This is a genomic window from uncultured Agrobacterium sp., assembly GCA_913777615.1.
GTDB lineage: Bacteria > Pseudomonadota > Alphaproteobacteria > Rhizobiales > Rhizobiaceae > Agrobacterium.
Genome location: CAJYTK010000006.1, coordinates 138,186 through 152,093 on the forward strand (window position 1 = coordinate 138,186; position 13,908 = coordinate 152,093).

At 58.3% G+C, this 13,908-nt stretch carries 19 protein-coding genes, 1 pseudogene and 1 riboswitch; of the genes and pseudogenes, 9 read left to right on the top strand and 11 right to left on the bottom strand.

Annotated elements, in window-relative coordinates; genetic code table 11:
* Window positions 1-9: 9 nt before the first annotated feature.
* The 9 genes and pseudogenes from QZ862_RS05175 to QZ862_RS05215 form a co-directional block, all read right to left on the bottom strand.
* Entirely contained in the window at window positions 10-432 is a 423-nt protein-coding gene (locus QZ862_RS05175) for a hypothetical protein (RefSeq protein WP_075627915.1), read from the bottom strand.
* A gap of 176 nt (window positions 433-608) precedes the next feature.
* Window positions 609-1,415 (bottom strand): universal stress protein, encoded by an 807-nt coding sequence (locus tag QZ862_RS05180; RefSeq protein ID WP_075627914.1) that lies wholly within the window; start codon window positions 1,413-1,415, stop codon window positions 609-611.
* Window positions 1,416-1,430: 15 nt separating this feature from the next.
* Window positions 1,431-1,622: a hypothetical protein gene (locus QZ862_RS05185; RefSeq protein WP_075627913.1), complete on the bottom strand. Its 192-nt coding sequence runs from the start codon at window positions 1,620-1,622 to the stop codon at window positions 1,431-1,433.
* Window positions 1,623-1,632: 10 nt separating this feature from the next.
* On the bottom strand, window positions 1,633-2,070 hold the full coding sequence (locus tag QZ862_RS05190) for an EamA family transporter (protein ID WP_296097947.1): 438 nt from the start codon (window positions 2,068-2,070) through the stop codon (window positions 1,633-1,635).
* Complete coding sequence (gene crcB / locus QZ862_RS05195) at window positions 2,067-2,456, bottom strand: fluoride efflux transporter CrcB (RefSeq protein WP_075627911.1); 390 nt, start codon at window positions 2,454-2,456, stop codon at window positions 2,067-2,069. The genes QZ862_RS05190 and crcB overlap by 4 nt, the downstream gene beginning before the upstream one ends.
* Window positions 2,457-2,466: 10 nt before the next feature.
* Complete coding sequence (locus QZ862_RS05200) at window positions 2,467-4,284, bottom strand: voltage-gated chloride channel family protein (protein WP_075627910.1); 1,818 nt, start codon at window positions 4,282-4,284, stop codon at window positions 2,467-2,469.
* Window positions 4,285-4,379: 95 nt separating this feature from the next.
* Window positions 4,380-4,459, bottom strand: a riboswitch (Fluoride riboswitch).
* 72 nt (window positions 4,460-4,531) lie between these two features.
* Window positions 4,532-4,645 (bottom strand): annotated as a pseudogene (locus tag QZ862_RS05205) (cytochrome b); the annotation flags it as partial.
* Window positions 4,646-4,676: 31 nt separating this feature from the next.
* Window positions 4,677-5,363 (bottom strand): SMC-Scp complex subunit ScpB, encoded by a 687-nt coding sequence (locus tag QZ862_RS05210; protein ID WP_296097949.1) that lies wholly within the window; start codon window positions 5,361-5,363, stop codon window positions 4,677-4,679.
* A gap of 2 nt (window positions 5,364-5,365) precedes the next feature.
* On the bottom strand, window positions 5,366-6,319 hold the full coding sequence (locus tag QZ862_RS05215; RefSeq protein ID WP_296097950.1) for a DUF1403 family protein: 954 nt from the start codon (window positions 6,317-6,319) through the stop codon (window positions 5,366-5,368).
* A 125-nt stretch (window positions 6,320-6,444) separates the two neighbouring features.
* On the opposite strand from QZ862_RS05215, the gene QZ862_RS05220 reads away from it, so the two are divergent.
* The 9 genes from QZ862_RS05220 (at window position 6,445) to QZ862_RS05260 (ending at window position 12,255) form a co-directional block, all read left to right on the top strand.
* The gene (locus QZ862_RS05220) at window positions 6,445-7,578 is read left to right on the top strand and encodes a tyrosine-type recombinase/integrase (protein ID WP_153312717.1); all 1,134 of its coding nucleotides are present in this window, start codon (window positions 6,445-6,447) and stop codon (window positions 7,576-7,578) included.
* A gap of 207 nt (window positions 7,579-7,785) precedes the next feature.
* Window positions 7,786-8,079: a type II toxin-antitoxin system prevent-host-death family antitoxin gene (locus QZ862_RS05225; RefSeq protein WP_296037315.1), complete on the top strand. Its 294-nt coding sequence runs from the start codon at window positions 7,786-7,788 to the stop codon at window positions 8,077-8,079.
* The gene (locus QZ862_RS05230) at window positions 8,076-8,453 is read left to right on the top strand and encodes a type II toxin-antitoxin system VapC family toxin (protein ID WP_296037318.1); all 378 of its coding nucleotides are present in this window, start codon (window positions 8,076-8,078) and stop codon (window positions 8,451-8,453) included. Before QZ862_RS05225 ends, QZ862_RS05230 begins: the two co-directional genes overlap by 4 nt.
* Before the next feature lie 9 nt (window positions 8,454-8,462).
* Window positions 8,463-8,711 carry a prevent-host-death family protein gene (locus QZ862_RS05235; protein WP_296037319.1) on the top strand — a complete coding sequence of 83 codons (249 nt, stop codon included), beginning with the start codon at window positions 8,463-8,465 and terminating at the stop codon, window positions 8,709-8,711.
* Window positions 8,708-9,835, top strand: a complete 1,128-nt coding sequence (locus tag QZ862_RS05240; protein WP_296037321.1) for a site-specific integrase — start codon at window positions 8,708-8,710, stop codon at window positions 9,833-9,835. The genes QZ862_RS05235 and QZ862_RS05240 overlap by 4 nt, the downstream gene beginning before the upstream one ends.
* Window positions 9,836-9,913: 78 nt before the next feature.
* Complete coding sequence (locus QZ862_RS05245) at window positions 9,914-10,699, top strand: hypothetical protein (RefSeq protein WP_296097952.1); 786 nt, start codon at window positions 9,914-9,916, stop codon at window positions 10,697-10,699.
* Between the two features lie 113 nt (window positions 10,700-10,812).
* Window positions 10,813-10,998 (top strand): hypothetical protein, encoded by a 186-nt coding sequence (locus QZ862_RS05250; RefSeq protein WP_296097953.1) that lies wholly within the window; start codon window positions 10,813-10,815, stop codon window positions 10,996-10,998.
* Window positions 10,995-11,267, top strand: a complete 273-nt coding sequence (locus tag QZ862_RS05255; RefSeq protein WP_296037329.1) for a type II toxin-antitoxin system RelE/ParE family toxin — start codon at window positions 10,995-10,997, stop codon at window positions 11,265-11,267. The genes QZ862_RS05250 and QZ862_RS05255 overlap by 4 nt, the downstream gene beginning before the upstream one ends.
* A 511-nt stretch (window positions 11,268-11,778) precedes the next feature.
* Window positions 11,779-12,255, top strand: a complete 477-nt coding sequence (locus QZ862_RS05260) for a DUF736 family protein (RefSeq protein ID WP_296097956.1) — start codon at window positions 11,779-11,781, stop codon at window positions 12,253-12,255.
* An 81-nt stretch (window positions 12,256-12,336) separates the two neighbouring features.
* Here QZ862_RS05260 and QZ862_RS05265 read toward each other — a convergent pair whose 3' ends face one another.
* On the bottom strand, window positions 12,337-12,579 hold the full coding sequence (locus tag QZ862_RS05265; protein ID WP_296037335.1) for a WGR domain-containing protein: 243 nt from the start codon (window positions 12,577-12,579) through the stop codon (window positions 12,337-12,339).
* A gap of 178 nt (window positions 12,580-12,757) precedes the next feature.
* Window positions 12,758-13,174 (bottom strand): VOC family protein, encoded by a 417-nt coding sequence (locus tag QZ862_RS05270; RefSeq protein WP_296098107.1) that lies wholly within the window; start codon window positions 13,172-13,174, stop codon window positions 12,758-12,760.
* Window positions 13,175-13,908 lie beyond the last annotated feature (734 nt).

A 13,908-nucleotide genomic window follows, 5' to 3' on the forward strand; every position in this document is an offset into this window, starting at 1 on the left:
CCCGTCGCCTTACTTTGCAGGCGGGTTGACCTGCCAGATTTCGTCGACAAGTTTTCCGTCACGATAGGTCATGATGTAAAGAACGGGAACCTTGTTCTTGCCGGCAAAGACAACATTCGCGGCAACGGTCGCGCCCTTGGGATTGGCTGCCTCCCAGAGTTCACCGACTGTGGCGGTCTGTTCGCCCTGTGCCGTCGAGAATTTGGCCCAGACTTCCGCAATCGCCTTTTCCGACGCATAACTGCCGTCGAGCGGACCACCAATCCAGGCAAGGGAAGGATCCTTGCCGTAGTCTTTGGTGATTGTCGCGACATCGCCCTTGGCAATCGCTTCGATACGGGTCTTGGCCATGTCCATGGCAGGGCCAGCAAGGGCTGCACCGGTAGACATGAGAAAAGCGAGCGGCAGAGCCATCAGAACTGTTTTGCGCATAGTGTGATCTCCTTGTTGAAATGACAGCAGAGAGACGCTGGCAATCACGCGTTATTCCACCCGGCAGCAAAATAATTTTTCACTCTTTCACTGCGCTCAAGGATATGGAACTCTTTTTTGCTTGTAGAACGGATTCCTTGGGCGAAGTTCCACATGAAGATGCGTCGTATTTGGGCCTAATGGCTAAGAAAAGCGGGCAAACTTGTGTGGTCCATCACTGTCTTCGTGGCCCCGCCAAAGACGGCCTCAAGAAATGCGCCATGACGGTAGGCGCCCATCAAAAGTGTATCGGCACCGCCCCTATTGGCCTTTTCCAGAAATTCGTCGGCGTTTTTCGCCACGGAGGTCTGCAGCCGCCCTGTCCCGCTGACATGCAGTGACTGAATGAACCCAACCGCCTCTGGGACTTCGTTCTCGTGTGCTGCGAGAATTACCAATGTATCAGCAGCGCGGAGCCAAGCTCTGGCCTTTTGAAGGCAAGAACGTATTTCGTCATCGTCCCTCCAGAAAATGGCAATCGAGCGGCCGAAAGAAACCGCAGTTCCGTTAGTATCCGGCGTAAAAACCACCAGCCTATGATGATCGAAGAGCGCCGCATGCAGGGCGTCGCCGCCGTCCATCGATTGCGGGCGGGCGATGGTCACCAGATCGGCCGATCCGAGATGATTGCGGACACCGTCTTCTTCTCCACCATCAGCTTCCACCCACTCGACCTTGGCGCCAGCCGGCGACGGTTCACGCCCTGCCGACCACTCCTCGAAGATCTTTCTGACCTCGTTCCGTCGCTGAGAGGCCGTGCCCTCATCGCGGATCCGCATTTCCTGCATGTCGACTTCCTCTACACTGCCTCCGATCTTGGCGGGATCGACGCAAACATGGAGCGCCGTGATTGTTGATCCCGGTTCGACCGCTGATGCAGCGTCGGCGATCAGCAGGCTGGAAAGGGCTGTTTTAGGATGTGGGATGAGCGCAACAACGTGCATGGTGTTCCTCCTGATTCAGATTTCCTGCGACGCAGCTTCTGCGTCCCGTTCGTCTCGTGTTCGAAATGAGCGATACCGCCATCGCCCATCCGTCGGCTCCCATCGCCTCCACACGACTTCCAGCCAGAATATACGATCATCCTCTGGTAGAACTGCGTGCCACGCGTACCAGACCTGCCAGATGGGGAGACGGAGTGGGTTCGACATCTGGTCTGCTCTAGGCGCGGTAAGCGACGAGGACAGCGCCGCAGGCAATCAGGCAGACGCCAAGCCAATTGGGGAGCGACAGACGCTCCCCCAGAAAGAGTACGGCAAAGATTGCGACAAAGACGACACTGAGCTTGTCGATCGGCGCAACGCGTGCGGCATCACCGAGTTTCAACGCCCGGAAATAGCAGATCCACGACGCGCCGGTTGCCAGGCCCGATAGAACAAGGAAACTCCAGCTACGGCCGGACACCGTACCCGGCGATTGCCAGTTTCCGGTGACATCGACCATCATCCCGGCGGCGGCCAGAATGACGATCGTGCGAATGAAAGTCGCGAAATCGGAATTGACGTTTTCGACCCCGACTTTTGCGAAGATAGCCGTCATTGCCGCAAAGCCAGCCGACAATAGCGCCCAGAAGGGCCAGCCAAGAAGAATACTTTTCATGCCGTTTGACCTCCAACCATACCACGCACCAGCGCCATGCCAGCGAACACTGCAATGAATGCCAGGATGACAGAAGCGCTGGCGTAGAGGATGGCGGCGCTAGTCTCTCCCCTTTCCCAAAGCCCTACAGCATCCAGCGAAAACGTCGAGAAGGTCGTAAAACCGCCAAGAATGCCGGTTGTCAGAAACAACCGCAGTTCCTGCGGCAGCCCGGTTCGCATGACAAAAATCTCCGTCAGGATACCCATCAGCAATGACCCGATGATATTGATCGATAAGGTTGCCCATGGAAAACCAAGTCCGAGCAGATGGGCCACTATAAGGTTCACACCATGGCGGACGGCACCACCGACGCCTGCATCCAGAAATACGATGACAAATCCCATGATCGCTTCCTCAGAACGTGCTGGATGACGACAAGCGACCCGACAGCGCGTCTTGCGCCGCAATCTCTTCACCCAGGACTTCCCACTGCTCGATATGCTTGTAGATGACCACCTTGCGGCATAGCAACTCACCGTGCGTCCGGCAGAAGGTCTCGAGATCCTGCTTCGGCGCGATCAGTTCGACGCACATGGTGAGATTGGGGTTCTGGATCTCCACACCTTCTGACTGCATCTTGCCGTGGTTGCTGTATCCGAACGTCGTGTGATGAGCGACCGCATTGATGATCCCTGCCGCTTTCGCCTGGATCACAAGTTCACGATAGAGCGGCTTGCTGCCGAACCAGCGCTTAGCCGCCTTCACTTTCTCCCCAGGGCGAAGATAGATGCGCACCATGCCGAATTCGCGTGAGGAGACGGTGTGGGTCATGACGATAGGCCTTTCGGTCAGATTGGAGTGAATGGAGAGGGAATTTGCATGCGTTGCCACAGGCGCGGGCGTTCTGCCGCCCTTCGTGCGGATCGCGCGCACCGGAACACCGGTCGGCAGGTCCGAACCAGCCGATTTGACGACGCCGATACGCTGAGACAAATAGATGCTCGAATGGCCGCTGAAGAGGTAGGCGAGAAAGCAGGCGGTGGCGATATAGACGCCATGGGTGGCCCCGAAGAGTTCAATCCCCATGACCATGCAGGCAAGTGGCGTGTTCGTTGCGCCAGCAAAGACGGCGACGAAGCCAAGTCCCGCCATCAAATCGACCGGGGCGCCGAGAAGCCCGCCGAGCGCACTGCCAAGCCCTGCACCGATGAAAAACAGCGGCGTCACCTCACCACCCTTGAAGCCGGCCGAGAGTGTGATGATCGTGAACAGTGCCTTCCACAACCAGCTCCAGTAATCGACGTGATCAGGGCGGAAGAAGCCGAGAATGGTCGGGTCCGCCGGATCAGGCGACCAGACCCCCAAGCCGAGATAGGCTCGAGTTCCAAGAAGATAGGTCAGGCCGATCAGGACCAGCCCTGCGAGGACGGGCCTTAGCGGCGCGTACCTGATCACCTTTTTCAAGAGGGCCGACAGATCGTGGCTGGCCTCGGCAAAGAGATGGGCGACCAACCCGAATATCACCCCTGCCAGAGAGACTTTCGCCAGTAGCCAACCGTCGAGATTGAAGGCGCCGCCGATATCGAAATTGGACAGATAGGCGATATGATACTGGATATGACCGATTCCCCAGGCATGACAGGTCCAGTCGGCCAAGATGGCCGCCATCAGAGCAGGCAGAAGGGCCTCATATTGCATGCGCCCGATGGTCAGCACCTCCAGCGCAAAGATCGCGCCGGCGATCGGCGTTCCGAAGACTGCCCCAAACCCTGCCGCGATACCTGCCATCAGCAGGATGCGGATGTCGGCGGTTGATAGCTTGAACAGTTTGGCTAAGGCGCTGGCGATACTACCGCCCAGCTGAACCGCCGTTCCTTCGCGTCCGGCCGACCCTCCGACAAGATGGGTGAGTACAGTCGAGACGAGGACGAAGGGCGCCATGCGTAGCGGCACGCCGCCACCTGGCTCATGGATCTGGTCGACGATAAGATTGTTGCCGGCCTCAGCCGTCCCGCCGAAGCGCCCGTAGGCCCAGACCATGGCAAAACCGGCGATCGGCATCAGAAAGATCAGCCAGGGATAGGCGAAGCGCAGTTCCGTGGCGCGATCGAGGCTCCAGAGGAAAAAGGCGACAAGGGACCCGACAATCATCGCCATCGGGACGGTGACCGCAACCCATTTGCCGATGCTCTGGATTTGCTGAAGGCGCAGGCTGGAAAACTGACGGATCATCACGCGAGCGCTCCAGAAAAAGCGCACGCCACAACGACGATCGAATTCGATAGTTGGTAATCTGACACAACTCTACCCCTCTGCCGGCTGCGGCAAGTTGAGTAGGAGTCATCAGCTTCATCCTGCGAAGCGGTTCGGCCACCATGGCCAGGCAGAATCCATTACCGGAAACTTGAGTAGATGAAGTCTGGTGCCGCGTCAACATGGCCGAAGCTGCAGCGGCAGCCGGAAAGGCGCGGATCAGATGCTAGCCGCTTGTCATGCGACGCAGGACATCTGTCCGGAAATAAAAATGCTGTGCCAAAGCACCAACGGCGTGCGCAGCGATCGTCGCCCGCAGGATCGCCTTCAATACCTGTGAAGTGCGCAATGCGGTACCAAGCCGAAAGCTGTCAATCTTCCAACATGTCGTCCCCGATGGCCGGGTCAGTATCCACCGAGCCACCCTGCTTACTTAAGAGACCAGCGTCTTCCAGCGCCTCGATATTTGGCAGGTCCCGCAATGTCTCCATGCCAAAGGCCGAGAGGAAATATGGCGTCGTGACATAGGTATATGGGGCGCCCGGAGTGGGGCTCCGTGGGCCGGAGCCGATAAAACCTGCTCCACGCAAACCGCCGATCGTATCGCGGCTGACGTCCTTGCCAAATATCTTTGACAACTCACCGCGCGTGATTGGCTGGTAATATCCGACAGCCATCAGCACCATCGCCTCAGATTCAGACAACGCTGCCACACCGCCTCGCGGAGGCGCGGACGAAGCACGGATCGTCTCGGCAAACCTTGGTCGGCTCCGGTGTTGCCACCCGCCTGCGACCGAGACCAGTTCATAAGGGCGATCTCGCAGCTCTCCGACCAGGTCGTCGATCAGCAGGTCGATGCTGCAGTCTTTGCCGACCACCCGCGCCAGAGTCTCGCGGCTGACCGGCTCGGAGGACGCAAAGATGACCGCCTCGACCCGCATCATCCATTCCCGCCAGCGCATTTCCGACGGCAAGTCCAGGAGCTCGCGATCATACAGGATCTCCTGCTTGCGTTCCTCGGCTTTACGGCGGGGTTTGGCTGCGCGCGCTCCTGCCATTGTCACAATCCAAATATTCGGAAGGAGGACCGGCCCGAGAGCTCGCGTATCGCCTCAAAGCCTTCGAGCCGCTCGAACAGCCGGCTTGCCGCCCATCGTGACAGGCTGGCCCCGGCTGCCGAAGCGGATACAGCGTCTTCGTTCAACAGCCGACGGATGACCGGTTCAGCTCCTCTGGTCCTGACTTTGGCTGCGATGGCCAACAAACGGCTAGCGCGGCGATCGATCTCCACAGCGGAACGAAGTGCCAGTTCGGCGCCATCGACAATCGCCATGCAGATCGCTTTCGAATAGGTTGACTCACCCGGCTTGACGCGACCCCGGCCACCGATGGTGCGGAAAGCTGGGCCAAAGCGCTCGGGTAGCACCAGGGGAACTGGTTGAGACCAGTTCAGCTTCTGAGCCAGCACCATCTCGCCCAGACCAAGTGCTAACACTTCTGCGTCCGGGCGAGCCGTAGAAATCGCCATTATAAGGTCCGCCACCGCGAAAGGTGCCGAACGCCCGGACTGGATGGCAGAATCAACGAGATCAGGGACCGAGGCAAGATTGTCGTCCCACCGGATCGATAGAAGCGTGGCCAATTCCTTTATAAACGATGTGCCCGGCATGCCGATCCGGCGGGATAGCATTCGTGTGGCCAAAAACAGCTTCCCGGCAGGACCGGGATCACCGTCCGCGGGCGTCAACAAAACGGCGTCCCGCAGCGCGGGCTCTTCCTCGTTGCGACCGAGCATCCTGGCCGCGACGGCGGCTGACTTGAGAGCAAGACGATCACGCCAGCAGCCTATCCATGGTGTATTCGAACGGATCAAATCGTCGAGTGATTTCAGCGCGATACCTGCGGCGAAAGCAGCATCCCGCTCGTCAATGTCACGGCCACGCGCCAGCGCCCAGCTTGGGAGGTGGCCGGGCCATGTGGAGGTGGCAGAGGACGCAGATGTGATCGAATACATGCGCAGCAGCATAAATCAGATGTGCGGTTTTTGCTAGTTTTTTCCTAATAAACCGCACAGCCTGTCGCGAAGATAAAACGTCCGATAATATTGCATTATCGGACGTCTTGCTCCTTATATAGAGAATGGCCCAAATCATCGAGCAGAACACCGAAATTCATGTCGAGGAGACCTCAGCGCCGTCTCTCACCACGGCGCCTGAGCGCGATGTTTCTGCTCCGGAGGTGTCGGGCGAAAGCCCCCTCCCCTCTCTCACCGTTCAGGACCAGACGCCCGCCCATCTTGCAAGCCTTGCTGATCGCGCCCGGGGTTATGTTGAAGCCGCCAGTTCCGCCAATACGCGCAAAGCCTACGCCGCCGACTGGAAGCATTTTGCTGCTTGGTGCCGGCGGTCCAATCTTTCTCCGCTCCCCCCGCACCCGCAAACAGTTGGGCTCTATATCACCGCCTGCGCCTCCGGGACGGCCGAGAGAGGAGCCAAGGCCAATTCCGTTTCCACAATCGAGCGCCGCCTTTCGTCCCTGTCATGGAATTATGCGCAGCGGGGGCTCGCCCTCGATCGTAGGGACCGTCACATTGCGACGGTGATGGCCGGCATCCGCAACAGCCATGCCCGGCCGCCGGTCCAGAAGGAAGCTGTCATGGCCGAAGACATCATCGGCATGGTCGAGACGCTCGACCGCGGTTCTCTGCGCGGCCTGCGCGACCGCGCTATGTTGCTGGTCGGCTTTGCCGGTGGTCTTCGTCGCTCCGAGATCGTTGGCCTTGATCTGAAGGCAGGCCAGACCGAAGACGGGCGCGGCTGGATCGAAATCCTCGACAAGGGGATGCTCGTCACATTGCGCGGCAAAACCGGATGGCGAGAGGTTGAGGTGGGTCGCGGCTCGTCTGACGCGACCTGCCCGGTCGCCGCGATCGAGATGTGGGTCAAGTTCGCCAAGCTTGCGCACGGTCCCCTCTTCCGTCGCGTGACGGGACAAGGCAAAGCAGTTGGGCCAGAACGGCTGAATGACAAGGAGGTAGCCCGGCTGGTGAAGCGGGCTGCGTTGGCGGCCGGCGTTCGCGGTGATCTCAGCGAGATCGAGCGTGCGTTTAAGTTCTCCGGTCACTCCCTTCGTGCTGGCCTCGCCTCTTCTGCCGAAGTCGATGAGCGGTACGTCCAGAAGCAACTGGGGCACGCGTCCGCAGAGATGACCCGCCGATATCAGAGACGACGTGATCGCTTCCGCGTGAATTTGACCAAGGCATCAGGGCTTTAGCTGCCCCCTCCCCTCCTCCGCGTGAAATCGTAAGCGGAGATTTCAGTGCCGAATTCCTCGCTTAGCGCTTCAATTGAAATCGGGAGCTAAAAGCCACAGCCGCTGACCCCCGATAAGTACCTCTTATCGGCAGTTATATGTACATATCGATTGTACACTTGTTTCCAGCGTGGTATCGTGACGTTAACCTTGAAATCGGAGCCGACGATGCCCCAGACGCACTACAAGATCAGCGAGGCGCGCAAGAACTTTGCCGAGGTTCTTGAAAGGGCCAACCACGGTGAAGAGATCATCATCATGCGCGGCAATGAGGTCTATGCCCGTGTCGGTCCCGCAGATCGATCCGGTAAGCGACCTTTTGGGCTGCTGGCGCAGCGGGGACTTCCGGACGACCTCTTTAATGAGCACGATGCCGAGCAGGCCGCAATCGACGCCGGTGACTGGAATGATGACATCGGGATCTTTCACGGTAAGCCGGTCGATGGCGGGAAGGGCCCGTGAAGCTCCTGCTCGACAGCCATGCCGTCTATTGGTGGACGATCGGCAGTGCTCGCCTTTCATCGCATGCACGCGCCCTCATCGAGGACAAGAGCAACACCGTGCTTGTCAGCGCCGTTTCTTTCTATGAACTCGACAACAAGATGCGGCTGAAGAAGCTCGATCTCAAACCCCAGGAATTGCGTGCCGCTGTCACCGCCAGCGGCTTGCAAACCCTTGCCATCAACGACGTGCATGCAGAATTGGCAGCTGCGTTCGACTGGGAGCATCGCGACCCTTGGGACCGGATACTTGCTGCGCAAACCAGACTGGAGCACTGCGCACTGGTCTCAACAGACGTCGTCTTCGATGCGGTCCTGCACGAGCGGGTCTGGTAGGAGAGAGCAATGAAAATTCTTGTCGAGGTAACGGAGGCGACGGAGCGGCTTGAGGAATTGATTGAGCTGGCACTCCTAGGCGATGAGATCGTAATTTGCCGCGACGAAAGACCCTTGGCGAGGCTAACACCAATCCACCAAAATGTGGACGCTTTTCAGAAATCCCTGGATTTAGCAGCAGAAGGTCGCAAAAGCGTGCCGGTTGGGGCAACCTCCGACCACTCCGATTTTTATGATGAAAACGGGCTGCCCAAATGAATGGTCTTGTCAGCCGTGCTCATCAACTTGACACGATTGCCGCAGTCCTCCCGATGGAACGGCGCGACGAACTCGCTGAGCTCCTGACCGATCAGGATATCGAAACGCTCAAGCATCTTGTCGATGAAGGAATGGGTGAGAACACGCTTCGCGCACTGACGTCGGACCTGGCGTACCTGCAGGCGTGGTGCCTCGCGTCGACTGGAAACAGCCTTCCCTGGCCCGCGCCGGAAGCACTTCTCCTGAAGTTCGTTGCCCATCATCTGTGGGACCCGGAGCGCCGGGTCGAAAATTCCGACCACGGCATGCCGCAACATGTCGATCGGTTGCTGCGTGATCAGGGGTTTCTCAAGTCACTTGGTCCGCATGCGCCGGACACCGTGCGCCGGCGTCTTGCGTCCTGGTCAACTCTTACCAAATGGCGCGGTGTCACCGGCGAGTTCGCCTCCCCTGCCCTGAAGCAAGCCATTCGCTTGGCGGTTCGCGCGACACCGCGACCACGAAAGCGCAAGAGCGCAAAAGCCGTGACGGGTGATGTGCTGGCGAAGCTTCTTGCCTCATGCGGTAGTAACAGTCTGCGCGATCTCCGCGACACGGCTATTCTCATGGTGGCATTCGCATCAGGTGGCCGCAGACGCAGTGAAATTGCAGGACTGCGCAAAGAACAACTGACAGAGGAGCAGTCGATCGAGCTGCCGGATGGCCCTCCCCTCGCCTCGCTATCCATCCATCTCGGCCGTACCAAAACCTCTGGCGCTGATCACGATGAGATCGTCTACCTCACGGGTCGACCGGTCGAAGCGCTTAATGCCTGGATGGAGGCAGCCAGCATCAAGTCAGGATCGATCTTTCGTAAAATTGATCGTTGGGGAAACTTGTCTCCTCGACCGCTCGATCCAAAGTCGGTCAATGACGTCGTCAAGCACCGCGCGGCGCTTGCTGGTCTCGACCCCGCAGAGTTTTCCGCGCATGGGCTGCGATCAGGGTATCTTACCGAGGCCGCCAATCGTGGCATTCCTCTGCCAGAAGCCATGGAGCAGTCGCGGCATCGATCCGTGCAGCAGGCATCAAGTTATTACAACAGTTCGACACGGCGAAATGGTCGCGCAGCTCGGATGCTGTGACAGAAAGCCACAGCAGCTGTTTACTACATACTCGCCAGTCGTGAGTCTTGGAGTATGCGCGGCGCCCGAGTAGTGTAAGTGCATACCGTCCTCCACTTCGCATCGCTTGTCGAAGACCTGACGGTGCAGCGCACAGCAGCCCTGCGGCTGGAATTTGCCAACAATCATCACGTCGCCCTGGCGAGTGTGGTGCATGCGCTCCTGTTGCAGACCGTCCTGACGCATTCCCGCGATCATTCCTGCCTCGATATCGTCTTGACCAGCAAATCGGTTGAAGCCAGCATGAAGGCACCGGCAAGCAATCTGGCAATCGCTGGCCTTGCCGAACTGGCCGAGCGCTTTGGCGATCATGTTCCTAGCAATCCCGCCGATATCTTCGAATGGTGCCTTGAGCGCGATCAGCACGAGCTTGTCGAACTTCTGGCCTTCGCATCAGCTCATTCCATCGATGCGGTGAAGGACAAATACGACTTTCGCAAGACGCAGCGTGCCCATGCCGAGATGCTGGCGGATGCGCTCGACCTCGACATGACGAACTATTTCGAGGCGACGGCGGAGAGCTACTTCAACCACCTCACCCGCGATGGAATCGAAGCGGCGCTGGTGGACATCAAGGGACCGAACTTCGCAAGTGGCGTCGGTCGGATGAAGAAGGCAGAGGCAGCAGCCTATGCCGAAGCCCAGACCAAAGGCACCGCATGGCTCCCCTCCCCCATCCTTCCAGCAAAGGCAGCGGCGATTGTTGCTGAGCGGTTGAGCGTCGATGATGACAGCGACGACGAGGCGCACGGTGTAGCCGATGACGCTGGCGAGGTCGATCAGCTGGAAGATAAACTAATGCAGTTCCCCGAGGCGGCTGAGTAACGTCAGCCGTCGCCCGCCGCAGCGTCTCCCCGGTGCGGCGGGGTTTCCCTCGTCAGCATCCGTCTGAATTGCATGATGAGAGCCAATCGAGTATATCTTTTTAAGGAGACGAAATGACTACGCGCATCGAGAAGAACACCGAAATCGAACGCTGGATTAAACCTGCGAAGCCAGAGGACAAGCCGGAGTCCGGTTATGCCGCGTGGCTGGCAGAAGAAATCAATGAGGGCGTTGCGGAACTCGACGCCGGTAAAGGTCTTCCGGCTGCTGAGGTTTGGCAGGACCTCGGTCTCGAATGAAACTGATTATTTCTCCACGCGCCGCCAGAGGGTTGCGCGAAATTCAGGCCCATATAGCTCTTGATGCCGACCTGAATACAGCCTTGCGGGTGATTATCCGTATACGGCAAAGTGCGGAGACTTTGGTCGACTTTCCTGAGATCGCACCGAAATGGGATGGCGGAACCTCAAGAGCGCTTATTGTTTCCGGTCTGCCTTGGCTCACACCCGAAGCCGTTGAAATTATTACCATCGCTCACACAAGCAGGAAGCCACTGCGGTTCGCGTGATTGAAGTTTGAAGAGCGGAAGCTTCGGGGCGAGGGGAACCCCCTTCGGCCCTTCCCCTCGCACTCCCCTGCCCGCCCATTATCTGGGATCTGTTGACGGCAGAGAATGCCACTAACTTCTGAGTGGCAGAGCGTGCCTGGTCGCCTCCGCGACAGAGCAGCCACATCTCTCTCACCGTACTGCAAGCTGAGAGCAAAGACAGTGACGTGAGCGCGATGTCGTAACAGGTCGCGTAATGGATTTGTCAGGCCTTCACTCCGCAAAAGCCGCCGGTTCAACGAGCACGCAGTTAGCGTGGGCGAGACGGCTTGAGGACATTTGAGCTCGTGGCCTCGATGCCAACCTCTCCTGTCCACCGCCCAACACCTCATAGGCGACCGAGGCGATATTGCCGGAGCGTGTCGTCACGACATCAGATGAGATGTGATCGAGGGCTATTGCGTATCTCCCTGGTATGTGTTGCCTCAGTGCTGGGTCACTGCGGCCGGCCAGCCTGACAGCAACCACAGCCGTGAACGAATTTCCTCTGACGACCGCCATTCCTCGCGAAACAAATTCCTTGCTACCTGCGGCGCTCCGCTTTCGCTACGCCCCTGCGGGTGCAATCAGCCTGTCTTCCGTCCGCCTTGTCGTGACCATCGGCAACGCAAACCAAGCAGACACTGCCATGACCGATCTCGTCAACTTCATCCGCTTCAATGACAACAACACGCTTATCGGCAATATCGCCTCTGTCGCCTACGACCTCGACATCTTCGGAGAGGAGTTCGACAGCACCAACGCCAAGGCCCCGGTCTACCGCCTCTTCGCCAAGACCCCGCGCGGCCGCCGCGTCGAGATCGGCGGCATCTGGAAGAAGCAGAACCAGAACGGCGGCGACTACTTCACACTCTCCGTCAACACCGGCTACGGCAAGCTCAATGCCAATCTCGGCCGCTACCCCGGACAGGACGACGAGGATCTGATGGCAGTCATTCCTTGGGACTGACATCAAAGCGCCCCCGCCAAAAAAGCCGGGGGCATCTCCTGCCGTCCAGGGTTGGAAAACGGTCCGCCATGCTGGCAGGCATTACTTTGGCTGGTAGCCCCGCCGCGTCTTCTGACGCGCAATGGCCTCGATGCGCTTCGATGAATCACCGCCGTCATCGACAAGCTCGACCTTGATCTGGCCGCGGCTCCCGATCCGGCCCCATCGACGCTCGAGCCACATCGCGCCGAACAGATCCGCCGATACCTTAAGTGCGTAGAACCGCGCCATGTTGCGTGCTGGGTCGACACGTTCGGCGTAGAATTGGCGGGGCATCGGCGTCATGCTAGCGATTGTCATCGCATTGTAGACGTATGTCCAATGAGAGTTTTGAATCGGACGGCTCGCGACGATTCATGAAGGTGATGGAAATGCTGCTAGTTGGGCAGCCTTTGGCCCGAAGCGGACAAGCCGAAGCAGGTCACGCGTCCACCTTCCGGTGTTGGCGCACCGTTCAAAAAGCTCAGTCTGCTGGGGGGAGCAGATGAGGATTCCAAACCACATCCCACAAATGTCCGTCGGGATCACGGAAGTAGCCAGCGTAGCCGCCGTAGAAAGTGGGCACGGGGCGCTTCACGATCTCGGCTCCGGCCCGCTCAGCGGCAGCCATCACCTCCTCGACCTCCTCCATCGTTGACACATTGTGGCCAATGGTGAAGGACGTGGAGCTAGGCGGCTGTAAGAGCAACCCAGTGTCGTGAGCAACGTCGCTCAGCGCCAGCTTTAGACCTCCACCCAGATCAAAGAACGCAACCGTGCCATGTTTGAACTCTTGTCCAATGATCCCTTCAGTCGGCAGCCCGAGACCATCGCGGTAGAATGAAATTGATTTTTCCAGGTTGGACACGCCCAGCGTCAGCACTGATATTCTAGCTTTGATACCCATACTCCTACTATCGGCACGAACACCATGCTCATGCTGTCGTAGTCTTGGGCCGCTAGATCAGCGCGGAAGGACCCACGCCGTGGGGGTCGGGCCAACCTTCCCGAGCGTAACCTGTTTTAGATAGAACAAAGCTAGCTTCCTGTGGCTCCATCGTCAAGCACGACCGCTTGTGGCGCAAAGCAGCCGCGTGATTTGGCGACCTGGCGCCACATTAGCGCAAGGGCTCAATTCCCATTAGATGCGGTTCTCAAATCCAAGTGGCGGTGGAGGGCTGGGGAGGGGAGTGTCTCGCCGGTTTTGGCCCGATTGCCAAGAAATTCTAAAATCGAAGATGCAGTGGAAAGCTAGAATGCAAAATATCTTGAGTGGAGGGGTCGTCTTGTAAGGTCGCGCAATGAGGTGGCGAAGGGTCACTCGCAAAACGACGGATGCAGGGGTTATGGAAGAAATGCGAATCGGTTTTCGAATTTTACAAAATGTTTCAAACGCTCGCGTCCTTGCGGGTTGGAATGCGATGGTTGATTGAAGGAAGGGCTCTGCGACGTTCGCCAAAGGGTCGCCAACTGTGCTCGTCGCATTAACCAGTGCTCTAGGTTTTGCGAATATCGATTTCAATTTGGACCGATTAATTCGCTTGGTAGTCAGGTTGAGCGATCTAGGTTTGCCTACATCGGTCAAATTGGATCTGCGTGGTGCGCTTTTGTGCGCTTCGTGTTCCGTGGTGTCAA